Source organism: Rhizobium acaciae, assembly GCF_025941625.1.
Lineage (GTDB): Bacteria > Pseudomonadota > Alphaproteobacteria > Rhizobiales > Rhizobiaceae > Rhizobium > Rhizobium acaciae.
In genome coordinates this window covers 1-24,769 of sequence record NZ_JAPCZO010000024.1, presented here as the reverse complement: position 1 = coordinate 24,769, position 24,769 = coordinate 1, and the positions used below count along the sequence as shown (strand labels likewise).

General features: G+C 60.9%; 26 protein-coding genes. 9 read left to right on the top strand and 17 right to left on the bottom strand.

Annotation, left to right across the window (positions count from 1 at the left end; genetic code table 11):
• Positions 1 to 3: 3 nt before the first annotated feature.
• The 4 genes from OLZ32_RS30390 to OLZ32_RS30375 all read right to left on the bottom strand — a co-directional run bounded on the left by OLZ32_RS30390 (position 4) and on the right by OLZ32_RS30375 (position 4,545).
• Entirely contained in the window at positions 4 to 1,080 is a 1,077-nt protein-coding gene (locus tag OLZ32_RS30390; RefSeq protein WP_264399150.1) for an ABC transporter ATP-binding protein, read from the bottom strand.
• A gap of 41 nt (positions 1,081 to 1,121) precedes the next feature.
• On the bottom strand, positions 1,122 to 2,636 hold the full coding sequence (gene glpD, locus OLZ32_RS30385) for a glycerol-3-phosphate dehydrogenase (RefSeq protein ID WP_003549537.1): 1,515 nt from the start codon (positions 2,634 to 2,636) through the stop codon (positions 1,122 to 1,124).
• 120 nt (positions 2,637 to 2,756) lie between these two features.
• Positions 2,757 to 3,530 (bottom strand): DeoR/GlpR family DNA-binding transcription regulator, encoded by a 774-nt coding sequence (locus tag OLZ32_RS30380; protein WP_003549541.1) that lies wholly within the window; start codon positions 3,528 to 3,530, stop codon positions 2,757 to 2,759.
• 97 nt (positions 3,531 to 3,627) lie between these two features.
• On the bottom strand, positions 3,628 to 4,545 hold the full coding sequence (locus OLZ32_RS30375) for a DMT family transporter (protein ID WP_264399149.1): 918 nt from the start codon (positions 4,543 to 4,545) through the stop codon (positions 3,628 to 3,630).
• Positions 4,546 to 4,617: 72 nt separating this feature from the next.
• Here OLZ32_RS30375 and OLZ32_RS30370 point away from each other — a divergent pair, with 72 nt between their 5' ends.
• Complete coding sequence (locus OLZ32_RS30370) at positions 4,618 to 5,547, top strand: LysR family transcriptional regulator (RefSeq protein WP_264399148.1); 930 nt, start codon at positions 4,618 to 4,620, stop codon at positions 5,545 to 5,547.
• A gap of 32 nt (positions 5,548 to 5,579) precedes the next feature.
• Here OLZ32_RS30370 and OLZ32_RS30365 read toward each other — a convergent pair whose 3' ends face one another.
• Positions 5,580 to 6,071, bottom strand: coding sequence for a GNAT family N-acetyltransferase (locus OLZ32_RS30365; RefSeq protein ID WP_264399147.1), 492 nt, complete (start codon positions 6,069 to 6,071; stop codon positions 5,580 to 5,582).
• A gap of 77 nt (positions 6,072 to 6,148) precedes the next feature.
• Positions 6,149 to 6,670, bottom strand: coding sequence for a DUF992 domain-containing protein (locus OLZ32_RS30360; RefSeq protein ID WP_003549545.1), 522 nt, complete (start codon positions 6,668 to 6,670; stop codon positions 6,149 to 6,151).
• A gap of 565 nt (positions 6,671 to 7,235) precedes the next feature.
• Between OLZ32_RS30360 and OLZ32_RS30355 the strand changes: the two genes are divergently transcribed.
• Both OLZ32_RS30355 and OLZ32_RS30350 read left to right on the top strand, forming a co-directional pair.
• The gene (locus OLZ32_RS30355; RefSeq protein ID WP_003549546.1) at positions 7,236 to 7,484 is read left to right on the top strand and encodes a membrane protein; all 249 of its coding nucleotides are present in this window, start codon (positions 7,236 to 7,238) and stop codon (positions 7,482 to 7,484) included.
• 19 nt (positions 7,485 to 7,503) lie between these two features.
• Positions 7,504 to 7,863: an EF-hand domain-containing protein gene (locus OLZ32_RS30350; protein WP_003549548.1), complete on the top strand. Its 360-nt coding sequence runs from the start codon at positions 7,504 to 7,506 to the stop codon at positions 7,861 to 7,863.
• A gap of 82 nt (positions 7,864 to 7,945) precedes the next feature.
• On the opposite strand, the gene OLZ32_RS30345 is transcribed toward OLZ32_RS30350, so the two are convergent.
• From OLZ32_RS30345 to OLZ32_RS30330, 4 genes are all read right to left on the bottom strand, one after another.
• Positions 7,946 to 8,110, bottom strand: a complete 165-nt coding sequence (locus OLZ32_RS30345) for a DUF1328 domain-containing protein (RefSeq protein ID WP_003549551.1) — start codon at positions 8,108 to 8,110, stop codon at positions 7,946 to 7,948.
• 99 nt (positions 8,111 to 8,209) lie between these two features.
• Positions 8,210 to 8,800: a hypothetical protein gene (locus OLZ32_RS30340; protein ID WP_003549554.1), complete on the bottom strand. Its 591-nt coding sequence runs from the start codon at positions 8,798 to 8,800 to the stop codon at positions 8,210 to 8,212.
• A 107-nt stretch (positions 8,801 to 8,907) separates the two neighbouring features.
• Positions 8,908 to 9,300 (bottom strand): VOC family protein, encoded by a 393-nt coding sequence (locus OLZ32_RS30335; RefSeq protein ID WP_264399196.1) that lies wholly within the window; start codon positions 9,298 to 9,300, stop codon positions 8,908 to 8,910.
• A gap of 101 nt (positions 9,301 to 9,401) precedes the next feature.
• Entirely contained in the window at positions 9,402 to 11,024 is a 1,623-nt protein-coding gene (locus tag OLZ32_RS30330) for an ABC-F family ATP-binding cassette domain-containing protein (RefSeq protein WP_003549557.1), read from the bottom strand.
• 205 nt (positions 11,025 to 11,229) lie between these two features.
• Here OLZ32_RS30330 and OLZ32_RS30325 point away from each other — a divergent pair, with 205 nt between their 5' ends.
• Positions 11,230 to 11,559 (top strand): DUF6665 family protein, encoded by a 330-nt coding sequence (locus tag OLZ32_RS30325; RefSeq protein ID WP_032986963.1) that lies wholly within the window; start codon positions 11,230 to 11,232, stop codon positions 11,557 to 11,559.
• A gap of 104 nt (positions 11,560 to 11,663) precedes the next feature.
• A complete protein-coding gene (locus OLZ32_RS30320; RefSeq protein ID WP_264399146.1) occupies positions 11,664 to 12,533 on the top strand; it encodes an aldose 1-epimerase family protein in 870 nt (289 codons plus the stop codon).
• 99 nt (positions 12,534 to 12,632) lie between these two features.
• On the opposite strand, the gene OLZ32_RS30315 is transcribed toward OLZ32_RS30320, so the two are convergent.
• Entirely contained in the window at positions 12,633 to 14,222 is a 1,590-nt protein-coding gene (locus OLZ32_RS30315; protein WP_264399145.1) for an MDR family MFS transporter, read from the bottom strand.
• Positions 14,223 to 14,246: 24 nt separating this feature from the next.
• Positions 14,247 to 15,431 carry an HlyD family secretion protein gene (locus tag OLZ32_RS30310; RefSeq protein WP_017992435.1) on the bottom strand — a complete coding sequence of 395 codons (1,185 nt, stop codon included), beginning with the start codon at positions 15,429 to 15,431 and terminating at the stop codon, positions 14,247 to 14,249.
• A 132-nt stretch (positions 15,432 to 15,563) separates the two neighbouring features.
• Here OLZ32_RS30310 and OLZ32_RS30305 point away from each other — a divergent pair, with 132 nt between their 5' ends.
• Complete coding sequence (locus OLZ32_RS30305; protein ID WP_264399144.1) at positions 15,564 to 16,211, top strand: TetR/AcrR family transcriptional regulator; 648 nt, start codon at positions 15,564 to 15,566, stop codon at positions 16,209 to 16,211.
• 71 nt (positions 16,212 to 16,282) lie between these two features.
• On the opposite strand, the gene uxuA is transcribed toward OLZ32_RS30305, so the two are convergent.
• Positions 16,283 to 17,470 carry a mannonate dehydratase gene (gene uxuA, locus OLZ32_RS30300; RefSeq protein WP_003549568.1) on the bottom strand — a complete coding sequence of 396 codons (1,188 nt, stop codon included), beginning with the start codon at positions 17,468 to 17,470 and terminating at the stop codon, positions 16,283 to 16,285.
• A gap of 44 nt (positions 17,471 to 17,514) precedes the next feature.
• Positions 17,515 to 18,237 (bottom strand): GntR family transcriptional regulator, encoded by a 723-nt coding sequence (locus OLZ32_RS30295; protein ID WP_264399143.1) that lies wholly within the window; start codon positions 18,235 to 18,237, stop codon positions 17,515 to 17,517.
• Between the two features lie 268 nt (positions 18,238 to 18,505).
• On the opposite strand from OLZ32_RS30295, the gene OLZ32_RS30290 reads away from it, so the two are divergent.
• The 3 genes from OLZ32_RS30290 to OLZ32_RS30280 all read left to right on the top strand — a co-directional run bounded on the left by OLZ32_RS30290 (position 18,506) and on the right by OLZ32_RS30280 (position 20,812).
• The gene (locus tag OLZ32_RS30290) at positions 18,506 to 18,910 is read left to right on the top strand and encodes a DUF2934 domain-containing protein (RefSeq protein ID WP_264399142.1); all 405 of its coding nucleotides are present in this window, start codon (positions 18,506 to 18,508) and stop codon (positions 18,908 to 18,910) included.
• Positions 18,911 to 18,963: 53 nt separating this feature from the next.
• Complete coding sequence (locus OLZ32_RS30285; RefSeq protein WP_003549579.1) at positions 18,964 to 19,215, top strand: hypothetical protein; 252 nt, start codon at positions 18,964 to 18,966, stop codon at positions 19,213 to 19,215.
• Between the two features lie 298 nt (positions 19,216 to 19,513).
• Positions 19,514 to 20,812: an O-antigen ligase family protein gene (locus OLZ32_RS30280; RefSeq protein WP_264399141.1), complete on the top strand. Its 1,299-nt coding sequence runs from the start codon at positions 19,514 to 19,516 to the stop codon at positions 20,810 to 20,812.
• Between the two features lie 28 nt (positions 20,813 to 20,840).
• Here OLZ32_RS30280 and OLZ32_RS30275 read toward each other — a convergent pair whose 3' ends face one another.
• The 3 genes from OLZ32_RS30275 to OLZ32_RS30265 form a co-directional block, all read right to left on the bottom strand.
• Entirely contained in the window at positions 20,841 to 22,856 is a 2,016-nt protein-coding gene (locus OLZ32_RS30275) for a polysaccharide biosynthesis protein (protein ID WP_017992439.1), read from the bottom strand.
• Between the two features lie 124 nt (positions 22,857 to 22,980).
• A complete protein-coding gene (locus tag OLZ32_RS30270; protein WP_264424226.1) occupies positions 22,981 to 23,547 on the bottom strand; it encodes a sugar transferase in 567 nt (188 codons plus the stop codon).
• Positions 23,548 to 24,311: 764 nt separating this feature from the next.
• Positions 24,312 to 24,769: hypothetical protein (locus OLZ32_RS30265; protein ID WP_264424224.1), on the bottom strand; the 458-nt coding region annotated here is incomplete at its 5' end.

Below are 24,769 nucleotides of genomic sequence, written 5' to 3'. Positions count from 1 at the left end.
CTCCTATACCTTTTCGGCCGCAGCGATGGCGCGGCCGTCGCTGCCGAAGGCCATCAGGTGGCGGGTGTCGAGAAAAGCTTCGACCTCCATGTCGGGATCGATGTCGTGAATACCGTGCGCCAACATCACCCAGCGCACACCGTCATATTCCAGGTGAACGAAGCTCTCCGAGCCGGTGATCTCGGATACCAGCGTGCGCGCCTGCAGGCGGGCCGCGTCGCCGGTCTGCGGCGCAAGGCCGAGATGATGCGGGTGAAAGGCGATGGTGACGGGACCATCCGGCACGACGGCCAGATGCGAGGAAACCGAGATCGTGACCCCGCTCGGACGCGTGAACACGTTGCCTGACTTCGTGACGTCGAGGGTGTTCAGCGGCGGATCGGCGAAAATGCCGGCGGTGGCGAGATTGACGGGTCGGCGGTAAACCTCGATCGTCGGCCCGAACTGGGTCACCCGGCCCTGGTTCAGCGTTGCCGTATTGCCGCCAAGCAGGAGCGCCTCGGAAGGCTCGGTCGTCGCATAGACGAAGATCGCGCCGGATTGGGCAAAGATCTTCGGCAGTTCCTCGCGCAGTTCCTCGCGCAGCTTGTAATCGAGATTGGCGAGCGGCTCGTCCATCAGCACGAGGCTGGCATTCTTGACGAGTGCGCGCGCAAGCGCGGTGCGCTGCTGTTGGCCGCCGGACAGATTGAGCGGGGTGCGATCGAGATAGGGCGTGAGCTTCAGCAGCTCGGCCGCCTTGCGCACCTCACGGTCGATCGTGGCAGCATCCTTGCCCGATATGCGCATCGGCGAGGCGATGTTGTTGTAGACGGTCAGCGCCGGATAGTTGATGAACTGCTGGTAGACCATGGCAACGTTGCGCTTCTGCACCGGCATGCCGGTGACGTCAGTGCCGTCGAAATGGATGGAGCCGCCTGTGGGGCGGTCAAGCCCCGCCATCAGCCGCATCAGCGACGTTTTACCCGCGAGCGTCGGCCCGAGCAGAACATTCAGCGTGCCTCGCTCGAGAACCAGATCGGTCGGATAGATATGATAGTCCGCGCCCACCATCTTGGCGGCGTTTCGCAGTTCCAGCATTCCGATTCCCGTGCCTCCACGCAGCGGGGACCACATGGCTCCTACCCGGCCATCGCCGGCATGGCAGCCATGTACTCCTCCAGTGACTGGGCCTGCTCCTTCGAAAGGCGCAGACCATCCTTTGTTCTCCTCCACAGCACGTCTTCGGCGTGCCGGGCCCATTCATGTTCGACGAGATAGGTGACCTCTGCCTCGTAGAGATCGCCGCCGAACAGCCGTCCGAGATCGTCGATGCCGCTGGCATCGCCAAGCAGCGCCTCGGCCCTGGTGCCGTAGCGGCGCACCAGCCGGCGGGCATGCCGATCGGCGAGGAACGAATAGCGCCGCTTCAGCTTGGCGACCTCCGCCTCGTAACCCTTGACTGCGAAGTCGCCACCCGGCAGATGGCTTTTGGCCGTCCACGGGGCTCCTTTGGCGCCGATCGCAGCACCGATCTTCTCCAGCGCATGTTCGGAAAGCCGGCGATAGGTGGTGAGCTTGCCGCCGAAGACGTTGAGCAGCGGCGCGCCGGCACCTTCGCCTTCCAGCTTCAGCACATAGTCGCGTGTCGCCTCCTGCGCCTTCGAGGCGCCATCATCATAGAGCGGCCTGACCGCAGAATAGGTCCAGACGATATCCTCGGGCCTGACCGGCTCCTTGAAATATTCCGACGCCGCATTGCAGAGGTAGACGGTCTCCTCCTCGGAGATCCGGACATCCCGGGGATCGGCGGTGTAGTCGCGGTCCGTGGTGCCGATCAGGGTAAAGTCGCCCTCGTAGGGGATGGCGAAGATGATGCGGTTGTCGGGATTCTGGAAGAAATAGGCTCTCACATCGTCGAACTTCTTCTTCACGACGATATGGCTGCCCTGGACGAGGCGGACATGGTGGGCTTCGTTCTGACCGAAGGCGGAACGAATGACATGGTCGACCCAGGGACCGGCGGCATTGACCAGCATGCGGGCCTGATGGCTGTCATTGCGACCGGTAACGGTATCGGTGGTCTCGATATGCCACAGGCCATTTTCGCGCCTTGCCGACACCACCTTGGTGCGCGGCATGATCAGCGCGCCCTTGTCGGCGGCATCGCGGGCATTCAGCACCACCATGCGGGCATCGTCGACCCAGCCGTCGGAATATTCGAAGGCCTTGGAAAACAGCGCCTTCAGCGGCTTGCCGGCCGGATCGCGGCGCATGTCGAGCACCGATGTCGGCGGCAACAGCTTGCGGCCGCCAAGATGGTCGTAGAGGAAGAGGCCGAGCCGGATCAACCAGGCCGGGCGGATGCCGCCCTTGTGGTAGGGCAGCACGAAGCGCAGCGGCCAGATGATGTGCGGCGCCATCGCCCAGAGGATTTCGCGCTCCATCAGCGATTCACGCACCAGGCGGAATTCGTAATGCTCGAGATAACGCAGGCCGCCATGGATCAGCTTGGTGGCGCCCGACGAGGTACCCGAGGCGAAATCGTTCATTTCCGCCAGCGCCACCGAATAACCGCGCCCGACGGCATCGCGCGCAATGCCGCAGCCGTTGATGCCGCCACCGATGACGAATATGTCGTGAATATTTCGGCCCAATTCCCCCTCCGAGCCCGCCGTCAATTTCGCATCGCACAAAACTTGCGCAATTGCGAAAGTAACAACAGTTAAAACGAAAGGAATACGAATGTCAAACGAATGTTTGCGAGGGGTCGTTGTCTAGCGAAATCTGCCGTTCGTTTCGATCAGTTTCACATTGTTTTCCAGGCAGAGATTACGGATCGACGGCACCGGACAGTGATCGGTGATGAAGGTATGAACCTGGGAAAGCTGGCCGATCCTGACCGGTGCGGTGCGTTCGAACTTCGTCGAATCGGCAACGAGAATGACATGCCGGGCATTGGCGATGATGGCCTGGGCGACCTTCACTTCGCGAAAATCATAGTCAAGAAGCGCGCCGTCGATATCGATCGCCGAAGCGCCGATCACGGCGTAGTCGACCTTGAACTGGCGGATGAAATCGACGGCCGCCTCGCCGACGATCCCGCCGTCCGAACCACGCACGACCCCGCCGGCAATGACGACCTCGATTGCCGGGAAAAGTCGCAACCTATTGGCAACGTTGATATTGTTGGTGATCACCATCAGCTCGTGATGGTCGGCGAGCGCCTCGCCCACCGCCTCGGTCGTCGTTCCGATATTGATGAAAAGCGAGGCACCGCTCGGGATCAGCTCGACCGCGGCAATGCCGATCGCCTGTTTCTCGGAAGCGGCGATCTGGCGGCGCGCTTCGTATTTGACGTTCTCCGTCCCACTCGGGAATGTGGCGCCGCCATGGATGCGCGTCAGCACCTGCGCATCGCAGAGATCGTTGAGATCCTTGCGGATCGTCTGCGGCGTCACCGAAAAGCGGGAGGCGAGCTCCTCGACCAGCACCCTGCCGCTCGATTTCGCAATCGCCACGATTTCGGTTTGCCGGTCGGTTAAGAACATGAGCGTGCGCCTTTCGATCTGCTTTCGTTTTAAAGAAAGCGAACGGCGGCGCAATGCCTAACTGTTACCAGGCCGCCTTCACGGCCTGAATTCGACGCTACCGCTTCCGCATCACGTTGACGACGAGCACGCCGAGGATTGCCATGACGCCACCGACCGCGCCGAGCGCCGTCGGCGTTTCGCCCAACCAGACGAACCCGATCAGAGTGGCGACCGGGGGAACGCCGTAGAGGAAATTCGAGGCACGGGCGGCCGTCAGCCGCTTCAGGGCGATCGCCCAGGTGAGGTAGCCGATCGCGGTCGGAAAGATAACGAGATAGGCAACGCCCCAGTTCACCTCCGCCGGTGCGGCGGCCAGCGCCTGGATGGTCGCCGGGACGGCCGGAAACAGCGGCACGGAACCGATGAGCAGGATCCAGGCAGTGACGGCAAGCGCCGGCAGCCGTCCGAGCAGCGGCTTCTGCAGCACGCTGGCGATCGCCGAGCAGAGCGCTGCGCCGAGGATGAGGACGGCATTCGGATCGACCTTGAAACCGCTGTCGGAGGCGACCGCAATCAGCGCCACGCCGCCGAAGGAAACCGCGGTGCCCACCCAGCCCCAGCGGCCGAAGCGCTCGCCAAGCGCGAATGTGGCGATGAGGGCGGTGAAGACGGGCATGGTGTTGATGATGAAGCTCGCCGGTCCTGCCGCAACGGTCTGCTCGCCGGTGTTCAGCAGAACCGCATAGGCGGCGATGAAGAGCACGGCGGCAACGGAGAGGCGGAAAAAATCGCGTTTTTCCGGCATCGGCCGATAGATGACGAGATAGACGAGGGCGATGGCGCCGGCTGCCACATAACGCGCCGTCGCCAGTTCGATCGGCGTCAGCGGCCCGAGACAGATGCGGATCACCACGAAGGACGAAGCCCAGGAAAGGATGGTGACGACGATCGCCGCAAAGGCCACCAGATCGAACCCGCCTTGCTGTTTCGTCGAAATCGGTGCGCTTGCCGCCATGCTCATTTTCGCCTCCATATGTTGCTGCGACAGTGATTAGGCCTTCGATGCGTGCTTGAAAAGCATCGCAATCGATGATCAAATGTGCGCATGGTTCACAGCTCACCAGTGCTTCCGCCGCTCGATACGCTCGAGACCTTTGCCCGCGCCGCGCGGCTGGGATCGTTTTCGGCTGCAGCCGAGGAAAGCGGCATCACCCACGGCGCGGTGTCGCGCCAGGTCTCACGGCTGGAGCGCTGGATGGGCGTTCGCCTGTTTGCGCGCGAAGCCCGCGGCGTGCGCCTGACGCCGGAAGGCATGCGGTTTTTCGCGCGGGCGGAAGAAGCGCTTACGCTGCTCGGCAATAGCGGCGAACGCTGGCTGCCTCGCCGCAACAAGACGGTAGTGCGCCTTTCGGTGACGCCCTCCGTCGCCTCTCTATGGCTGTTTCAGCGCCTGCCGACGCTCGAAGGAAACGAGCTGCATGTCGAGTTGACGCTCGAACACCGGCTGGCGGATTTCGGCGAAGGCACGGATCTTGCCATTCGCTGCGGCAAGGGACCATGGGCCGGCGTGCGCGCCCTGCCGCTCTGGCAGGAGAAATCGTTTCCGATCGCCGCCCCGGCGCTGGCGGACCGGCTCGGGCAGCGCTCCGATGCCTTGGCGCTGCTCGATCTGCCGATCCTTCACGATTCGAATATTGAAGGCTGGCGGCGTTGGCTCTCTCGTGAGGGCGTCGACTATATACCGCGCGGCCATGACCGGCGCTTCGAGGACTACAATCTGGTGATCGATGCCTGCGCCCAGGGCCTCGGGATCGCGCTCGCGCGGCCGCCGCTGTCGGATGCCGCGCTGGCCACCGGGCGCGTCGTCGCCGTATCCGAGCGGACGCTCGATTACCATGTGGCCTTTCACCTGATTAGACCGGACGAGGCCCTGAGAAGCCCGGCCATCGAATTCGCAAGCCGCTTCCTGCGCGAGGCCGGCCATGACGAGGCGACGATCGCTACTTTTATCGCACCCGGCCGAGCGAAAGCGTAGACGGAAAGCTGGGCTCCGGCGATCGCCGGTCGTTACTCCGCCGAAAACTTCAGGCGCATTTCCTTCGCCAGTTCGAAACCAGCGGCGTGATAGACGGGTTCGCCGGCATCGGAGGCATGAATGACAGCAGTCGTGCAGCCGATCGATTTCAGATAGTCGACAGCCTTGTTGGTCAACGCCAGTGCGATGCCGCGCCGGCGGAAGGCGTCGGCAACATAGACGGACCAGATGTAACCGTGCAGCCGCTGTTCCGGCCGGATGACCTCCGGAAAGGGCGATTGGTGCAGCTGGCAGGAGGCGGAACCGGCGATGTCACCATCGATGATGGCAAGGAACGAGGTCAGGCGGCGCTCTTCGCGACCGCTTCTGATGAAAGACAAGATCCGCGCCGCCGCATCCGGCCTGTAGTGTTCTGGTGGTGTGCCGTAGCTGTCCCAGATCTTCAGATAGTGCCCGACCAGGATCTCGTCCTCGTCGGGCGTTGCCATTCGAATATCCATCATGTCGTGATCCGGCTTGGGCATGCGAGGGCGCGAAATCGCGCCTCAGAAGAGATGGCGCCCCCTTGCCGTCATACGGCAGGAGGCACCGAAAAGGCATATCAATTCGCTGCCGTCAGCGTCATCGAGGCGCTGCCGGCCGCAACGTTGAGGCCGAGCTGACCGGTCAGGCTGACCGTCTGCAAATGGATCGAGCCGGAGGTGCCGCCAACCAGGAGATTGGCACCGACACCGGCACCGAGCGTCGCTTCGGCGGTGGCGCCGACATAGAGGCCGGCGAGCGATCCGCGGTGATAGCCAGCCGTCGGCGCGAACACGGCCCAGATCAGGCGGCTGCGCGTGGTGAAACCAAGGTCGATGCCGAGCTTTCTCACTTCGCCCGTATAACGATCCGAAAGTTCGTTGCCGACGGTCGACTGGAAGATGCAGTCGGCTTCTTTGGAGGAACCGAGCACGTAACCCGTGCCGCCGCCGATATCGCAGGTGAGGTAACCGATCTTCACGCCGTTGCGCAGGTCCGGCTCTTCATAGGTCCTGGTGCCGAGGTCGGCGGCATTGACCGCCCCAGCGCCGACCAGCGTCAACGATACCGCGGCAAACGCCGTCGCAAGAATTTTTTTCATAAGTTTCTCCTTCTCAAATCGTGACGGGAGCATACCCGGCTACTCGCCACCAGATTCGGCAACAGATAACGGATGGAACCGCAAAACGCTCCCGACCCGGCATCATTTACGCATCGCATGTCAAAGCGCATGGGAGGGCGCAGGCGACAAACACGCTTACGGTTCAGCTCCCATTGGGACATTTCGAAGGCATCTTTTCGCGTCATCCGGTTATTTCACGATCTTGTCAGGGATGGTTGCCGGAAAGGCACGATCCTGATCGCCGTCAAATTGCAGGCGCCCCATTTGGATAGGCGATCGATGATCGCGAAGGTTGCCATGCCGTATAGATAGCTGTACTATTTGAAAATACTCTCCATGCAGCACTGCAACTGGAGAGGAAACGGCATGATTGCTTGGCATTGCCACAGAATTTCCGCTTGCTGTCCGGAAAACTGCTTCTGTTCGAACAGAAACCAAGTCTGAATTTGAGAAATATAATCAGGCGATATTTTCGCGGGGGCCGGACAATCGTACGCCCGCTCATCTCTATTGGAGATAGCGGGTAATTTATCGGGAGGGAAAGATGCGCATACGCAAGACAAACATCATACTGGCGGGATGCCTTGCCGTCTCCGCCTGCCAGTCCGGGCCGACTTCGCAGGCCGTCTCGGATCGTAATTCCGAATTCGGCTGCATCGCGGGAACGGTCGGCGGCGCGATTGTCGGTGGCTTGATCGGCAGCACAATCGGCGCCGGAACCGGGCAGGTGCTTGCTATCGGCGCCGGCATAGGCGGCGGCGGTTTCGTAGGCAACCGCCTAGCTTGCCGATAATTGGGAGGGATAGCAAACGATGAAAACCTTGGCTTTCGCGACGACACTCATCCTGTGCCAATGTGTTGGGGCAGTGGCGCAACAGCAGCAACAGCCCGGATCGATGTATCAGGGCCAGATGGACCGGCTCGACGGCAATGCCAGCAAGGCCGTCGACCGTTCGGAATACGAGACCTTCATGGGCACAGCTTTCGGAAGTCTCGACAAGAACAAGGACGGCAGCCTGCAGTCCGACGAGACGGTGCAGATCCTGACGGTCGAGCAATTCACTTTGACCGACGCGAACCACAACGGCCGCATCAGCCGAACCGAATTCATGCAGCGGGTGATGTCGGATTTCGCGACCGCCGACCACGACCGGGACGGAAACCTTCAGTGATGTAGACGTCAAACCGAGTGTGGCAATAAAGAAAAACCCGGCAACGTGTTTCGCCGGGTTTTTATACTTTAATTTGTCCGCGTTATACTTTTCGCATCAGTCGCATGACGAGCGATACGACGAACAGCACCAGGAAAATGAAGAACAGAACCTGGGCAATGGAAGCTGAAGCCCCTGCGATGCCGCCAAATCCGAGGACGCCGGCAATCAAGGCCACGACGAGAAACACCAGAGCGTAATAAAGCATCGCAATCTCCTTTTACGTTGCTGCGGAGATAACGGAGGCCGCCCCATTTGGTTCCCGTCCGTCTCATGGCCGGCACATGCAACGTGGCTCCGGCTGATTTCAGCCGAAGTGAAAAACGCCGCTATACCTCCGGTCGCCTTCATTCGGCTCGGGAGGTTCGGCCGCATCGAGATAGGCCTTGAGCGGCCCGGTCAGTACGAACCAGATGCTGGCTCCCAGCATGAAACAGGCTCCGACCGGATCGTCGATGCGGGCGATGAACGGAAGGCAGGCTGATGCGAACAGGACGATGATCCGCACCGACCACTCCGCCTCACGTTTGGCGATGGCGCGCGCTCTCAGCGATTTATATTCCCGAGCACCGTAACCGCCTCCCCCTGCCTTCACAGCCGAAAGCAGTTTTCGCGCGGACGGCAGCGCCAGCATGATCAGCGCGGCAACACTGAGCGTGAAAGTCTCGCCGGCCATAACCTGCCCGCTCGCGATCAGGAGAAAGGAGAGCACGACGAGATTCCATGTCGGCTCCAACAGTTCCGGCGGTTGCCGCGTGCGGAGATGCCAACTCCGCAACAAACCCGCCGCGCCGTGCAGTAGCGGCTGATCGATATAACGATTGATCCAGTCCATGCCGTTGTGCCCGTCCCCGATTGCATGAAGAGGCCCTCGAACACCACGGAATTTGGTCATCATCGTGGCGATGGCCGTCGAATCCGCTCTTCGCGTGGACGAACTGCCATTACCGAGGTGCGTCATGGTCGCAAAATCTGAAGGCGACCTCAGAACTCGGCGACACCAGTTTAGCGCAATTCCTGCGCAACCTCCCAGACATGGCCCGACGAATCCGCAAAGGCCGCGGTGCGGCGGCCCCATGGACGATCGATCGGACCATTGAGCGGCGTGACTCCGAGCTTGCGCAGTTGCGCGCAAACCGCATCGACGGCATCGACCTTGATCGTCAGCAGGACGCACGCGCCGGAACCCGGTGCTGCCACCGCCGACGGCTCGACCAGTTGAGGCGCTTCCGTCACTTTCAGCAGGTTGATCATCGTTCCGGAGAATTTCAGGACCGAGGATACTGCGTCCTGATAGACGACCTCTGGCGCAAAGACCTTTTGGTAGAACGCTTTGGCCTCGTCGATATCATCGACGAACAGGGTGACGACCTCGATCCGATCCAACAGCATGGGCATTTTCTCCTCCGTTGCTTCGAGCGGCCAACCGATATCGCTCACCGGCTCTCCGCTGGTCGTTTCGACGCCGACGGTTTCGACATGCTGGGCAAAAAAAGCCGTTAGCTTCGCAAGCCGGGCGCCTCCTGGCCGGTGCGCGCCACATATTCGGTGTAGCCGCCGCCATATTGGTGGACACCCTCGGGCGTCAGTTCCAGCACCCGGTTGGAGAGTGCGGCGAGGAAATGCCGATCGTGCGAAACGAACAGCATCGTGCCTTCATACTGCGACAGCGCCTTGATCAGCATTTCCTTGGTGTCGAGGTCGAGATGGTTCGTCGGCTCGTCGAGCACGAGCAGGTTCGGCGGGTCGAACAGCATGATCGCCATGACCAACCGCGCCTTCTCGCCGCCGGATAGTACCCGGCACCGCTTCTCGACATCGTCGCCGGAGAAACCAAAGCAGCCGGCCAGCGCGCGCAAGGGCCCCTGCCCTGCCTGCGGGAACTGGTCTTCCAGCATCTGGAAGACAGTGCGCTCGCCATCCAATATGTCCATGGCGTGCTGGGCGAAATAGCCCATCTTGACGCTGGCGCCCAGCGCAACGCTGCCCTGATCCGGCGCGGTGGAGCCGGTCACCAGTTTCAGCAGCGTCGACTTGCCGGCGCCGTTGATGCCCATGATGCACCAGCGTTCCCGGCGCCGCACCATGAAATCCAGCCCCTCGTAGATGCTGCGGCTGCCGTATTTCTTATGAACGTTCTTCAGGTTGACCACGTCCTCGCCGGAGCGCGGCGCCGGCTGGAACTCGAAGGAAACGATCTGGCGGCGCTTGGGCGGCTCCACCCGGTCGATCTTCTCCAGCTTCTTCACGCGGCTCTGCACCTGCGAGGCATGCGAGGCGCGCGCCTTAAATCGCTCGATGAACTTGATCTCCTTGGCGAGCATCGCTTGCTGGCGTTCGAACTGGGCCTGCTGCTGCTTCTCGTTCTGCGCCCGCTGCTGCTCGTAGAATTCATAGTCGCCGGAATAGGCCGTCAGCGTGCCTGCATCGATCTCGATGATCTTGGTGACGATGCGGTTCATGAACTCGCGGTCGTGCGAGGTCATCAGCAACGCGCCCTCGTAACCTTTCAGGAATTCCTCCAGCCAGATCAGGCTTTCGAGATCCAGATGGTTGCTCGGCTCGTCAAGCAGCATGACATCGGGGCGCATAAGGAGAATGCGGGCGAGCGCCACGCGCATCTTCCAGCCGCCCGACAACGCACCAACATCGCCGTCCATCATCTCCTGGCTGAAACTCAGCCCCGCGAGTACTTCGCGGGCGCGGCCCTCGAGCGCGTAACCGTCCAGCTCCTCGTAACGCGCCTGCACCTCGCCGTAACGCTCGATGATCTCCTCCATGTTGTCGGCCTGCTCGGGATCGGCCATGGCCGCCTCCAGATCACGCAATTCGCCGGCAACGATGCTGACCGGACCGGCGCCGTTCATCACCTCGGCGACGGCGCTGTGGCCCGCCATCTCGCCGACATCCTGGTTGAAATAACCGATGGTGACGCCCCTCTCGACGGAGACCTGCCCCTCGTCGGGCTGCTCCTCGCCGTTGATCATCCGGAAGACGGTCGTCTTGCCGGCGCCGTTCGGGCCGACGAGACCGATCTTCTCGCCTCTGTTAAGCGCTGCGGACGCCTCGATGAAGAGGATGCGGTGGCTGAGCTGCTTGCTGATATTTTCGATACGGATCATGGTTTGCGCGGGAGCCTGGAGAAGGAGATTTTGGCGCGCTTATGCCATGCGGGGAAACCGCAGGATAGCCCTGTTTCCCACCCTCTCGATCACGAGTATGATGCCGAAAGGCATGAGCGGTTTTCGAACGACATCATGGCCACCTTCTTTAATTTGGAACAGGATTGGCTAATATCGCGGCTCACGCCACCGGAGACCTGTGCCAATGAGCGTTCGTCCGCCGCAATCCTTTAGACAATCCGAGCAGGATAGAAACGGCTTCAACGTCCTCGAATACGAGTTGATGTCGGAACGCGCGGATTCGCTTGGACGTCACGGGCTGAAGGTGGAGGCGGCCCTTGCCGCCCTGAAGGCCTGGGCTGCCAACCGCCAGAGCGGCGAAGACCGCGAGAGGCTTCTCAACGAAGCCTCCGACGCCGTCTGGGCGTTCTTCATCCAGCGTGAGATCTGCGGCCTGCGGAACAACCGCGACGCCATTCAGCGCTACGGCATCCCGAACGAAGTGATCGCAAGACTGGGCGCGGTGCGAAAATAGCGCCGCGACGGCTGATGCGGCAGCCGTCACTCCACCTATCGAGTGGAAATCCCCGGTGCGGAAAGGTATGGCTTGGTGCCGAACCAATGCGAAAGGGAAACGCGATGCCAACCTCCATCCGGATCGGGAATCAGGATCTCACCGTCGATGTCTCCACCCTCGGCGCCGAGATGCAGGCGCTCACGTCAAGCGATGGGCGCTCATGGCTGTGGACGGGCGACGCGGCCTTCTGGACCGGGCGTTCGCCGATCCTCTTTCCGATCGTCGGCAAAGCACCTGACGACAAGATCGCGATCGACGGCACGGTCTATCCGATGGCCCAGCATGGTTTTGCCCGCCGCAGCGAATTCACGCTTGCGGCATCCACCGAGACGATGTGCCGGTTCGAACTGACCGCCTCGGAGGCGACGCGGGCGGTCTATCCCTTCGAGTTTCAGCTGGCCGTTGTGCATGCGGTCGAGGGCCGGGCGTTGACTGTCACGGCGGAGGTCAGCAATCGCGACCAAAAGGCGATGCCGTTCGGCCTCGGATTCCATTCGGCCTTCGCCTGGCCATTGCCAGATGCTTCCGGGCGCGACCATATCGTGACGCTCGACAATAAAGGCGAGCCGGTTCTTGTGCGGCTGGAAGGCGGACTCATCAACCCCGCGGCCCTGCCCTCGCCGTTCGATGCCGGCCGGCTGGTGCTGGATCATTCGATGTTCGAACAGGATGCGATGATTTTCCCTGATGGTGCGGGTGACGGCTTGAGTTACGGCGCCGAAGGCGGGCCGACCATGCAGTTCCATTTCGAAAACCTGCCCAACCTTGCGCTATGGACCAAGCCGGGTGCGCCCTTCCTCTGCGTCGAGCCCTGGCATGGAACGGCTGCGGAAGCCGGAGGCTCGAGCGAGCTGTCGGCGAGGCCGTCCACCACGATCCTGGCGCCGGGCGCTGTGGCCCGCTTCGCCTTTACGGTCGAAATTCCGCAATAGGCTTTTCGCATTTAGGCCCTCCTTCCCGAGAAAGAGGGCTTTTCGTTAGCCGGATCTTTTAGATAGCGCTCGCCGGGAAGCCGGGCGAGCGCTGCCGTTTCAATGGGCGCCGGCACCGCCGCCAGCCTGCGGCCTCTTGGTGAAAAGCAGAGCAATCGCCGCCAGCACCAGCACGACGCCGATCACTGCAAATGTATCGCTGAAGCCCATGATCAGGGCCTGGCGCTTGACGATCTGGCCAAGGGCAACGGCCGCCTTCCGGGAGGCGACGGCCGGATCGGTCACTCCATGCTGGGTAAAGTAGCCGGTTAGCTGGGTCAGGCGGTCACGGACCTCGTCACGGGTCAGCGTGATCGACTGGCCGATGATATTAGAATGGAACTGCTCGCGCTTGGTCAGGATCGTGCCGAGCGAAGCCGTGCCAACCGCGCCGCCGAGATTGCGCAGCATGTTGGTCAGGCCCGAGGCAGCGGCGGCATCTGATGGAGCGATGCCGGCAGTTGTGATGGCGGTGATCGGTGTCAGCACCAGGGCTTGGCCGATGGCGCGCACGATATTCGGGATCAGGAACTGGTCGCCGGCATTATTGGCCGAGAGCGTGATGTTCATGAAACAGCTGATCGCGAAGATCGATATGCCGAGGAAGCCGATGTAACGCGCATCGAAGCGCTTCATCATCATCGGCACGAGCGGAATCAAAAGCAGCTGCGGCAGGCCGGTCCAGGCCAGCACGTTGCCGATCTGCTCGGCATTATATCGCTGCACCTGGCCGAGATATTGCGGCAGGATGTAGACGGTGCCGAAGAGCGCCACGCCGACCAGAACATTGACCAGCACGCCGATGCCGAAATTGCGCTGGGTCAGCAGCCGCAGTTTGACGAGCGGCTTCTTGACCGTCAGCTCGATCCAGATGAAGGCCGCCAGGAAGACGAAGGCGAGGATGCTCAGCTTGACGATGAAGGGCGAGGAGAACCAGTCCTCCTTGTTGCCTTCCTCAAGCACCGTCTGCAATGCCGAGAGGCCGATCGCCATGCTGATGATCCCCGCCCAGTCGCCTTCCCGGAGCAGGCCGAGCTGCATCGGCTGCTTGTCGAGCGTCAGGGCAAGGGCGACCGCCATGATGGCGCTCGGGACGGCGTTGATGAAGAAGATCGTCTGCCAGCCGTAGTTTTCGGTGAGATAACCGCCGATGGTCGGGCCGATCGCCGGTGCGAAGGTGACCGAGAGCGCGAAGGCCGCAAGGCCGAGCGGCTGCTGATGCTTCGGCAGCTTGGTCAGCACCATGGTGAAGGCCATGGGGATCAGCACGCCGCCGGCAAAACCCTGCAGGCCGCGCAACACGATCATCGTGCCGAGATCATGGGCGAAGGCACAGCCGATCGAAAACAGCGGAAAGAGGACGGAATTGACGAGGATATAACGGCGGAAAGAGAAGACGTTGCTGAAATAGGCCGTCAGCGGGATGACGACGATCTCGCCGATCAGGTAGGAGGTGGAGATCCAGGCGCCGTTATCGACGCCTGTTCCGATGCCGCCCTCGATGTCGAGAAGCGAGGCATTGGTGATCTGGATGTTGAGGATCGCCATGAAGGCGCCGATCATGCCGGCGAGAACGGCGATCCATTCCCTGGTGCTGGCGCCGGTTTTCGGCTGCGGGAGGGCGATTGATGTTGCTGCGATGGTGGACATGACACAAACTCCTCGTCCCCCGGCCTAGCTGCGGTCGTTCTTGGTGTCGATACTAGGCTGGACCGACATGCCGGGGCGCAGGTCGCCGTTGGCGGCAGCATCGCCGTCGAGCACGATCCTGACCGGAATGCGCTGGACGACCTTGGTGAAGTTGCCGGTGGCGTTATCGGGCGGCAGCAGGGCGAATTCCTGGCCGCTTGCCGGAGCAAGGCTGTCGACATGGCCGTGATAGGTGCGGCCCGGGAACATATCGACCTCGATATCGACAGGTTGTCCGGCCTTGACGTCGGTCAGCTGGGTTTCCTTGTAGTTGGCGATGACATAGGCAGCCGTCGTCGGCACGACCGACATCAGCTGGGTGCCGGCCTGGACATATTGGCCGACGCGCAGCGTCCGGTTGCCGACGGTGCCGTCAACAGGAGCTGATATCGTCGCATAGGAAAGGTTAAGCTCGGCCTGATGCTGAATGGCCTGGCTATTCGCAAGTGCTGCCTTTGCCTGGGCAAGCTCGGCATTCAACAGGTCGACCTGCTTGACGGCGGCGTCGAGTGAGGCGGTGTCGCGGACAATGGTGGCCTGGGCGGCAGCGATCTGCGAGGCGGCCTGCTGCGCCGTCTGGACCGGGGCATAGCCGCTGGTGGCAAGGTTCGAATAACGCTTGTTGTTCTGCTCGGCAAAAGTCTCGTTGGCGCGGTCGACGTCGACCGTTGCGCGGGCGGCGGCGATCGTCGATTGCTGGATATCGAGCGAAGCCTGCTTGGCGTTGACGGTGGCCTCGGCTGCGGCGACGTCGGCTTTGGCCTGATCAAGGGCCGTTCTGAAGTCGCGGTCGTCGATGCGGGCGAGCGGCTGGCCAGCCTTCACGGTCTCGTTGTCCATGACGAGGACTTCGGCGAGATAGCCGGAAACCTTCGGAGCGATGGTGCTGTTGTCGGCCTTCACATAGGCATCGTCGGTCGAGATATGGAAGCGGCCGACCGTCCAGTAATCATGGCCGTAATAGGCGCCGGCGGCGATCAGCACGAGTGCGGTGGCGCCGAGAAGCAGGGAGCGCCCGCCGCGCCCGCGGGCGGGCTTTTCCTCGGCAACAGTGGCGGCAGCTTCCGCGACGCGCGGCGGCTGGCCGGCGTCCAGGCTTGCCGGTGCGGCTTCGGCGGTTGTTTCGAGGGCGGTATTGTTGTTCTGGGCACGCAGCGTCTTGATGGTCATTATCTTTCTCCTGATGACGGTCGCTGTCACGAGGGCTGCGGCCTCTGATGGGGTGAATGCGATTTAGGAAACTTGATGTTTTCTAAAATATGCACTATAAAATGGATGTCAACATGAATTTGGAAAATCGTTATGGTCCAAAATCAACAAATCGAGAAGAGGCCGAGAGGCCGGCCGCAGATACGCTGTGACGACGACACCAGAAACCTGATCGTCGAAGCGGCAGACACCCAGTTTCACGAGAACGGCTACGCGGCGGCAAGCATCGCCACGATCGCCCAGGAGGCTGGTATTTCCACAAAGACGCTCTACCGGCTGTTTCCGACCAAGGCCGATCTCTTCGCCAGCGTGGTCTCCGAGCGTATCAGCCGCTTCCTGCTGGCGCTCGATCCCCCGATGCTTGCCGCTGCCGATCTGAGAGATGGCCTGGAGCGCATGCTGATGGCTTACGGCATGCTGACGCTTTCGGAAGATACGGTCACCATCATGCGCCTCGTTATCGCCGAGTCGGACCGTTTTCCTGAAATTGCCACATCCTTCTACGAACGGGCGATCCTGCGCACCAATGCGCTGATGGAAGACTGGCTGCGCCTGCAGGTCGACCGCGGCCTCATTGCACTCGACGATCCGCATCTGGCCTGCGGCATGCTGCGTGGCATGATGACCATGGAGCCGCAGCGCGCGGCGATCCTGCACCAGGAGCCGCCGCCGAAGATCGAGGCGATCCAGGCGCGGGCGAAGATGTGCGCCGATCTTTTCCTGAAAGGTTGCGCGCTCTGAAGCATCGCTCGGGCTTCAGAGCGCAATGACTTTTCCTTGACGAGCGGCCGGCGCAAGCGTGGGAATCCAGCTCAGTTCGGCGGCGCACCCAGCGCATGCAGAATACCGCGCAGTTCGGCGAGGCCGCGCATGCGGCCGATGGCCGGGTAGCCTGGTGTGACGACCTTGTCGAGGTCGTCGAGCATGCGATGGCCATGGTCCGACCGGAACACGATGGTGTCTTCGGGACTGCGGCGGCGGTCTTCCGCGACCAGTTCGCTGAGAACGGCGACCATATCGACGTCGCCTTCCAGATGCGCGCTTTCATGGAATGTCCGGCCGTCACCCTCGCGTGTCGTGGCACGCAGATGGGCGAAATGGATGCGCGAGGCAAAGCGTTGGGCGATCGCCGGCAGGTCGTTTTCGGCGCGCACGCCGAGGCTGCCGGTGCAATAACACATGCCGTTCGCAGCCGACGGCACCGCATCGAAGAGAGCGGCATAGTCGTCCGCCGTCGAGGCAATGCGCGGTAGGCCGAACAGCGAACGCGGCGGATCGTCGGGATGCAGCGTCAGCTTGACGCCGCGCGCTTCGGCAGCCGGCGTCACCGCCTCGAGGAATTCGACCAGGTGTCGGCGCAGCCTTGCGGCATCGATGCCGCTATAGGCGACCAGCTTTTCCCGGAAGGCCGGAATGGTCAGAGGCTCGGTGGTCGAGCCCGGCAGAGCCGAGGTGATGATGCGGGTGATGTCGGCGATCTCATCGTCCGTCATCGCCTCGAAGACGATACGCGCCCGTTCGCGGTCTTCGCTAGAATAGTGCTGCGCCGCATCCGGCCGTTCCAGAATGAAGAGATCGAAGGCCGCGAAGCGCTCGTGGTCGAAACGCATGGCAGTGGCGCCCGTCGGTGTCACGAAATCGAGTTCGGTGCGGGTCCAGTCCACCACCGGCATGAAATTATAGCAGACGATCGGAATGCCACAGGCGGCGACCGCTTCGAGGCTGGCGATCCACGCCTCGATTTCGGCCTTCGCCTCCCCGCCCTTGCGCTTGACGGCGTCGGGGATCGGAATGCTCTCGACGACCGACCAGACGAGCGGCGATCGGTCGCCGGGCGTCGTCTCGATCAGAGCCTGGCGTTCGCGCACTTCCTTCTCCGTCCAGGCCCTGCCGATCGGCACCTGATGCAGCGAAGAGACGATATTCGTCGCGCCCGTCTGGCGGACATCATCCAGCGTCACCGGCGCTTCCGGTCCGAACCATCTCCAACCCTGTCGCATCCTTCTTCCTTCCCTCTCGCTTTTCGTTTCGTGTTGGCCTGCCGTCAGCAGAAATAATCGGGGTAACGCGCGCGCAACTCGTCGACATCGGGAATGACGGCACTCAGATGATGGATCATCGCACTGCGTGCCGCCGCTGCATCATGGGCGGCCAGCGCATCGCGGATGATCATGTGTTCCTGCACGACATTATCCATGCGCCCAAGCACCGGTAACGTCAGGCGCCGTGCCCGGTCGATCTGCACCTTGACCGTTTTCAGGATTGCCCAGATGCCGGGATAACCCGATATCTGCGTGATCGCCTCATGGAAGGCCTCGTCCTCCTCATGGAAGCTCGAGGCATTGCCGGTCGCGGCATGCGCCCGCTGCCGGGCAATGATGGCGTCGAGACGGGCGATATCGGCGGTCGTCGCGGTCAGAGCCGCAGCCTCGACTGTCGCGCCTTCGAGCGCCTTGCGCACGACGACCGCCTCAGGGATCGCCGAGACAGGCACCCGCGACACCACGGTGCCCGACTGCGGGTAGATATCGACCAGTCCGCCTTCGGAAAGCCGGAGCAGCGCCTCGCGCACCGGCGTGCGGCTGACGCCGAAATCATCGGCGATCCGCTTTTCCTGCAACAGCATGCCAGGCGGCATCCGTAACGACACGATGTCGGCATAGAGGCGATCGTAGATGGCGCCGGCCGTGGTGATACGGCGCAGCCTGCCCCCGGCCTCCCGCGATGCCGGGACGACCAAAACTTCGGTTTCTGATGCTTGCTGCATGGATATACCGGGACGCTGAAACTCCGCGGCATACTAGTATATCAGTTTTATCGCCGTGCCAAGACATGCCGCTCAAGGTTCGGCGCTTCGCGAATTGAGCAAGTCGACCGGCGGGCCGCGGGCTCGAGGCAAAAACATTGAACGGCAATTACGGTGCGAAAGCGCGGGTGAACGGCGTAGACCTATGGAAAGCCGATCTCTACGCCGAGGCACTCTTTGTTTGGAACTTAGATCGGCCAAGTTGGTTGAGATCCGCAAGGAGACTCTCATGAAAAAGCCAGCACCACGCAAGACAAGCGAAAATACGACTGACGGCGGCCGGCCGAAAACTCCACCCGCCGTGGACGCAGGCGGACGGAAAATGGCTCGGCGAGCCGCAAACCAAATCGACAGGCTGAGCGGCGGGTCGCCAGCAACCAGCCGAGAGGAGGAGATCCGAAGAAGGGCATATTCCCTGTGGGAGAATGAAGGGAGGCCGGAAGGCAAGCACGGGCATCGCTGGGCCCTGGCCGAACATGAACTCGATGCGCAGCAGGGCGAAGCCGATAATCCTCCAAACCTCGCAGCATTGCGAGAGGCCTCGCGCGAACATACCGATGCATTCCTCGTCAAGACCGATCTCGAGGACGCCGATCAACGCGAAGCCTCTCCCGGCACACGCGAGCAGGTTTGACTTTCCGCCTCGCGCCAATCTCAGACCTCATGCCATTCAGAAAGGTCCTAGACATGACCGACAAACAGAACTTGAACGCCGGATTCACCGGAACGCCCGCTGAGCAGCCGGAGGGATTGACCAAGGTCGCGAAGTCGGCAGCCAGAGAGATGAAACGTGAGGCTTATGCCGTCGCCTTCGGTGCCAGAGAGCACCCGCATACCGCAAGCGCATTGCTGCTCACTACCGGCATTGTCGCATTCGGGCTTGGCTATCTCCTTGGTCGATCGTCGGCGGAAGGTTCGACACGCCCATATTGGCGGTAGCGGCAGCCGCTTCGCTTCAACGAGGCGCATGCATCGGTTCTCCGCCGATCCCAATGATGCCGCCTTCTTCTCTCGGTACGTTCGTCGGCTGCTGGCTATCAAACCTTCACATCACGCTCGCACCCCAGACGTGTTTTCTGCTGAAGCCGGCCTTACCATCGTACCGATTGGACGCCCATCATCGAACAGAACCACGTCTGTCCGGACGCCTGTTGCTGGAATACCACGTCGAATAAAGCCATAGATTGCATCCTCATCATAGCTTGACAGCCGTGATAACGATCCTTAGCGAGGCAGTATGGCCACGGTCAGGACCGGCAAAGTGAATTATTTCAGACAACTCAAGATGGCAGTGCTTTATCCCGGGAATGAAGCCGGAAGTGCACTCGACCGAAATAACCGCATTGCGGTCTTTCTCTTTGCGATACTTCCAGGGCTTTCGCCGAACTTTAACTCCTTCATCCTCCTCGCGTCGATGGTATGGGGCGCCTACTGTCTGGCCACGGGCAGCCTCGCCTTGAACCTGTCGAAATCCGACCGGCTGGTGGCCATTGGCATGTCGATCTATCCGCTGGTGATGATCGCGAGCATCTTCATCAACCCGCCTTACTCCGAAGAACTGGACTGGATATTCCGGCTTCTGCCTTTCTTTTCGGTCTGGCTGTTATTGCCGCGGATGCGCCAATCTCCCGATGGCCGTCTCGTGCCGCTCTTTATCCTCGGCGCAGGCATCGGCATGATCGTCACCTTTCTTTTCAGTCTCCTGCAGATCATGTTTCTGATGGAGAGGGCAGAGGCCGGGACTTCGAACGCTGCACTCCTGGGCGTCATAGGCGTTCTTTTCGGCGGCATTGCGCTTCTCAACGTTCAATCTCCCAGAAGCGTGGAGCAAAGAATTGCGATATTGGGATATGCCGCCGGGCTAGGCTGTGTTCTGCTTTCGGGAACGCGCTCGGCCTGGCTGGTCATTCCCGTCCATGTCGTCATCTTTCTCTGGTATTTTCGCAAACACAGCTTCCATCTAAGTTTGCGCAGCCTCGCTATTACCAGCTCCTTGCTGTTGGCGGGACTTATCGCCCTGGGCAGCGGCCAGGTTCTCCATCGCATCCAGGCGCTTCAGGAGAATCTGACGTCGCTCGAACGCAGTGACGGCGAGATCACGTCGATCGGTGCGCGCTTCGCCTTGTACAAAGGCGCACTATCAGCAATCAGCAAGGACCCGTTGACGGGTTATGGCCCGCAGAACCGGATGGCTTCGGTTTTGGCTGAGCTGCCCGAGAGCGTGAGGCCGCAGTTGCCCTACTCGCATGTCCACAACGGTTTCCTCACCGCGGGAATCGACGCCGGCGTTTTCGGCATTGCGGCGCTTTCGCTGATGCTGCTGACGCCTGTGATCGGCGCTTGCAGAAAGGAAGCGGGACCGGGCCGGGATTTAGCGATTGCGCTCGCTCTTCTGCTGTTCAGCAGCTACGTCATCACGGGCAGCTTTGGCATTATGTTCAATCAGAAGGCCTTGGATCCGATCTTCGCCTACATGGTCGCCCTTATTTGTGCGGATCGCGGCAGCACGGGCTTTGCGCCCGTCGTTCGGATCTGATGTCCGGCACCCCTTAAGCCTGCAGACCCTACAGCGTGCTTTGAATTGTCTGAGGTAGCCGTATTGGCTCGGCGCCGGTGAAAGCCAGATCCGAGACCTCACCCGTTGACGAATAGCCGGAAACGAGCTCCGCCAATGTCGCACGTGCAGCGATCATATCGTTCCGGTCCAATGCCGCGTTGAGCGCGTTGAGCCTCCGCGACAGCTCGGGCCAGGACAGGAAATCCTCGCGCGCCTTCATAATCCGAGGATGTTCGGTTGTTCCAGGATTATCCCCGATCAACAGCTCTTCAAAGAGCTTCTCGCCGGGACGAAGACCGGTAACGGACAGCTCGATATCGCCTTCGGGATTGTCTTCGTCGCGGACGGCCAGCCCGGAAAGCTCGACCATCTTGCGGGCGAGATCGGCGATGCGAACCGGCTCTCCCATGTCGAGCAGGAAGACATCTCCCCCCTCCGCCATCGCGCCGGCCTGAATGACGAGTTGAGAAGCCTCCGAAATGGTCATGAAATAGCGGGTTATATCAGGATGTGTCAGTGTCACCGGGCCGCCGTCCTTGATCTGCTGCCGGAACAGCGGCACGACGGATCCGGAGGAGCCGAGGACGTTTCCGAAACGGACCATGGAGAAATTCGTTCGCATTCTGTCGGTCGCCGATTCTGCTGCGAGCGCCTGCAGAACCATCTCTGCCAACCTCTTGCTGGCGCCCATCACATTTGTCGGACGCACGGCTTTGTCTGTACTGATCAGCACGAAGTTCGAGACGCCGCATTTATTCGCCGCGCGTGCCGCGACCAGCGTACCCATCACATTGTTCTTGATGCCTTCCACGGCATTGTGTTCGACAAGGGGAACATGCTTGTAAGCGGCTGCATGATAGAGCGTCTGAGGTCGCCAGCTCTGCATGACATGTTCCATGCGATCCTGATCGCGGACAGAACACAGAATCGGAACGATCTGCATATTTTCATGCTTGTACAGTTCGGCCAGCTTCTGCAATTCGGCATGGATATTATAAAGCGCAAACTCGTTCTGATCGATGAGGATGAGGCTGGAAGGCCCGGTGCGCAAAATCTGACGGCATAACTCGCCGCCGATCGAGCCGCCGGCACCGGTGACCATCACCACCTTGTTGCGCATCGACTTGTCGAGTAGCTCCTGGCGCGGCGCGACCGCTTCTCTTCCGAGCAGATCTTCGATCTCCAGCTCTCGGATGTCGGAGACGGCGATGCGTCCCTGAGCCAGGGCAGTGAGATCCGGCAACGTGCGAACATTGACCCTGGCTTTACGGATGTGCTCCAGGATTTCGTTGCGACGCTGCCGCGATGCGGAGGGAAGAGCAAGAAGCACGTTGTGCACGCCGAGAGATTCGGCAAGCACCGGAAGATCCGAGGGGTCGTAGATCGGCAAACCACCCATGACGCCGCCCTTGAGACGCGGATCATCATCCAGATAGCCGACGACATTGAGTTCGGCACTGTTGATCAAGGCACCGGCCAATTGCCGCCCGGCCGTCCCTGCCCCGTAGATCAGCACCTTGGCGAGCATATTCTTGTGAAGGATGCGCTGGTAGGCATCCCCGAGCCAGTAGCGGATACTTAACCTCGACAGCCCGATCGCAATCAACAGCAGGAAGGGCTGGAGGATGCCGACGGTTCTCGGAACACCGGGGACGCTGAGGGCTGTAAATATCGTCATAAAGGCGACGCCGTAGATCGCAATCGCCTTCAGAACAGTTATGAAAGCAGCCATATTGGCATAACGGAAGATCGCCCGATACATGCCCATGACGATGAAGATGGGAAGGGCCATGCACAGTGAAACGAAGACCGGCAGCCACTGCACACCGGTCAGCACCGTCCATTCGTTGAGGCGGAAGCAATAGGCGAGCCAGATCGTCAGAACACAAAAGCTGGAATCCAGCAGCAAGGCCAGAGCGCGTTTGGCAACCCGCGGCATCGCCAGCAGAGGGGCGACGAGCGCTTGCATCGGCATTAAGAACCATCCTGAGCGCGGCGTCTCAGTGGGGGTATTTTCGGGCATTGCTTACCAGCGTCTCGCGGATCAATCAGACAACCACCTTCTTGTCATTTTCTGCAACGAGCGCAACTGAAATAATCGGAAATCAAGGTCTTCCGCACCGACTTATCTATCAGAAGTAGGTAGCTTAATGCCGTATGCCCTTACGGCGGATGACCTTCTCGGCCGTCATAAGCAGGATGCTTATGTCGAAGCCGAACGAGCGGCGTTCGAGATATTCGACATCGAATGTTACCTTCTCCGGAATCGGCAATTCGTCCCGGCCATTGATCTGCGCCCATCCGGTCAGTCCGGGCAGAAGCTTGTCGACACCATGGGCGGTGCGCAACTCTATCAGATCATATTGATTGTAGAGTGCCGGCCGCGGGCCGACGAAACTCATCTTCCCCTCGAGAATACACCAGAGCTGCGGCAGTTCGTCGAGGCTGGATTTGCGCAGAAACGAGCCGATGGGTGTCAGAAATCGATCCGGATCTTCGAGCAGATGCGTGGCAACCGTCGGTGTGTCGACGCGCATGCTGCGAAATTTCGGCATCAGGAAGATCTGATTGAAACGGCCGACACGTTTTGACCAATAGAGGATCGGTCCCGGCGAGGTAAGGCGAACACAAAGAGCGACGACAAGGATTGGAACGAGCAGGATCGCCGACGCAATCAAAGCCAGGAAAAAATCCACCGCCCGTTTCAAACCCATTCTCCGCAGCTCTTCCGCCTTATCGTCCGGCCATCCGCCATTCGCCCTTCGCGTTGCCGTATCGTCAAAAAGCGTTTCGCGTCAACTGCCATCATTCTGCGGACGCGGACGGACGAGGGTCGGAAAATCTTGACCGAACCTCCGATTCGAGGTCGCGGCCATCGCGGGCCTGGCGGGACCAAAAGCCGGGCAGGACGCGATGGCCGCAATCCAAGGAGGAGGTTTAGACGGCATGACAGATCCGCGAGCCGGCATTCCGTCGCCAGCTTCGCAGATGAACCGAGTGCAATACGACATTACGCGCCAATCGAGATCGTCATCCTAAGCGATGAACATCCAGGCAAGGCGCGAGAGTGGGGTCAAGTGCCGGTCGGCAACGGTCGATCGCGCTGTTGTTCGGCGAGGCAAGCAAAGACGGAGGTATGTCGCCTCAAATCTCTCGACGACGCGAGGTGGCCTTTGCAATTATTGCCACGCCACGCAATGTCGTGGGACGGTGGTCGGGCAAACTGGCCAGGATGACTTCACGTCACTGCCAACCGGTCAGCCGGGCTGATGGTGGAGGCGGAGGGACCGCCGAGTAATTTCGGTAAAGGCAGGCGGAATCGGAATTGAGCACAGCCGTATGAAAGCCCCGCGGCTAGCTCTCTCTCATTTGGGCGGCAGGCCAGCTAGACCTTATCCAATTCGCGCGCAACGCAGCTCATACCCGTTCCGAGCCAAGGCACACTGGCCGCGATTGGGTACGATAGGAAATGACAATTTCAGCGCTCGAATCGATCCAGCATCCTCTTCAGTTGTGCGTTTTGCAGCCTAAGCTTCGTCGCCAGCTGATCCCGGAGCAGTCTGATTTCGCCATCGAGGCTCACTGCGTCGTCAGAAACGGCGGTAACGCCCGGAGAAGATGGAAGAACGACAGTAATCGTTTTCACTTTCTTACTCCGCCTGCTGCGCTTTCGAGTTGGACGTTCGCCTACTGGCAATGCCCTTGGTGCGGCGTACGCGGCTACGTCGGCCTCATTGGATAAGGCCGGATCAACCGCTTTCGTGAGCGTGGCGCTTTTGACATCTGTCGTGTCATTAACACTACTAGCCGCTTCCTCGGCATGATCCAGGTCCGCTGACACCGCCTCGCGTTCTTCGTGAATGACCGGTTTTTCTTTGGCCGCACTGTCTGCGGCGTTCAACCGATTGTCGGCCGCCGTTTCGGTCGGCTTCACGT

Coding starts and splice junctions, on each gene's coding strand:
- OLZ32_RS30390 (WP_264399150.1), bottom strand. CDS start 1,080: ATGCTGGAACTGCGAAACGCCGCCAAGATGGTGGGCGCGGACTATCAT.
- OLZ32_RS30380 (WP_003549541.1), bottom strand. CDS start 3,530: ATGTTCTTAACCGACCGGCAAACCGAAATCGTGGCGATTGCGAAATCG.
- OLZ32_RS30375 (WP_264399149.1), bottom strand. CDS start 4,545: ATGGAGGCGAAAATGAGCATGGCGGCAAGCGCACCGATTTCGACGAAA.
- OLZ32_RS30370 (WP_264399148.1), top strand. CDS start 4,618: ATGGTTCACAGCTCACCAGTGCTTCCGCCGCTCGATACGCTCGAGACC.
- OLZ32_RS30365 (WP_264399147.1), bottom strand. CDS start 6,071: ATGCCCAAGCCGGATCACGACATGATGGATATTCGAATGGCAACGCCC.
- OLZ32_RS30360 (WP_003549545.1), bottom strand. CDS start 6,670: ATGAAAAAAATTCTTGCGACGGCGTTTGCCGCGGTATCGTTGACGCTG.
- OLZ32_RS30355 (WP_003549546.1), top strand. CDS start 7,236: ATGCGCATACGCAAGACAAACATCATACTGGCGGGATGCCTTGCCGTC.
- OLZ32_RS30350 (WP_003549548.1), top strand. CDS start 7,504: ATGAAAACCTTGGCTTTCGCGACGACACTCATCCTGTGCCAATGTGTT.
- OLZ32_RS30345 (WP_003549551.1), bottom strand. CDS start 8,110: ATGCTTTATTACGCTCTGGTGTTTCTCGTCGTGGCCTTGATTGCCGGC.
- OLZ32_RS30340 (WP_003549554.1), bottom strand. CDS start 8,800: ATGATGACCAAATTCCGTGGTGTTCGAGGGCCTCTTCATGCAATCGGG.
- OLZ32_RS30335 (WP_264399196.1), bottom strand. CDS start 9,300: ATGCCCATGCTGTTGGATCGGATCGAGGTCGTCACCCTGTTCGTCGAT.
- OLZ32_RS30330 (WP_003549557.1), bottom strand. CDS start 11,024: ATGATCCGTATCGAAAATATCAGCAAGCAGCTCAGCCACCGCATCCTC.
- OLZ32_RS30325 (WP_032986963.1), top strand. CDS start 11,230: ATGAGCGTTCGTCCGCCGCAATCCTTTAGACAATCCGAGCAGGATAGA.
- OLZ32_RS30320 (WP_264399146.1), top strand. CDS start 11,664: ATGCCAACCTCCATCCGGATCGGGAATCAGGATCTCACCGTCGATGTC.
- OLZ32_RS30315 (WP_264399145.1), bottom strand. CDS start 14,222: ATGTCCACCATCGCAGCAACATCAATCGCCCTCCCGCAGCCGAAAACC.
- OLZ32_RS30310 (WP_017992435.1), bottom strand. CDS start 15,431: ATGACCATCAAGACGCTGCGTGCCCAGAACAACAATACCGCCCTCGAA.
- OLZ32_RS30305 (WP_264399144.1), top strand. CDS start 15,564: ATGGTCCAAAATCAACAAATCGAGAAGAGGCCGAGAGGCCGGCCGCAG.
- uxuA (WP_003549568.1), bottom strand. CDS start 17,470: ATGCGACAGGGTTGGAGATGGTTCGGACCGGAAGCGCCGGTGACGCTG.
- OLZ32_RS30295 (WP_264399143.1), bottom strand. CDS start 18,237: ATGCAGCAAGCATCAGAAACCGAAGTTTTGGTCGTCCCGGCATCGCGG.
- OLZ32_RS30290 (WP_264399142.1), top strand. CDS start 18,506: ATGAAAAAGCCAGCACCACGCAAGACAAGCGAAAATACGACTGACGGC.
- OLZ32_RS30285 (WP_003549579.1), top strand. CDS start 18,964: ATGACCGACAAACAGAACTTGAACGCCGGATTCACCGGAACGCCCGCT.
- OLZ32_RS30280 (WP_264399141.1), top strand. CDS start 19,514: ATGGCCACGGTCAGGACCGGCAAAGTGAATTATTTCAGACAACTCAAG.
- OLZ32_RS30275 (WP_017992439.1), bottom strand. CDS start 22,856: ATGCCCGAAAATACCCCCACTGAGACGCCGCGCTCAGGATGGTTCTTA.
- OLZ32_RS30270 (WP_264424226.1), bottom strand. CDS start 23,547: ATGGGTTTGAAACGGGCGGTGGATTTTTTCCTGGCTTTGATTGCGTCG.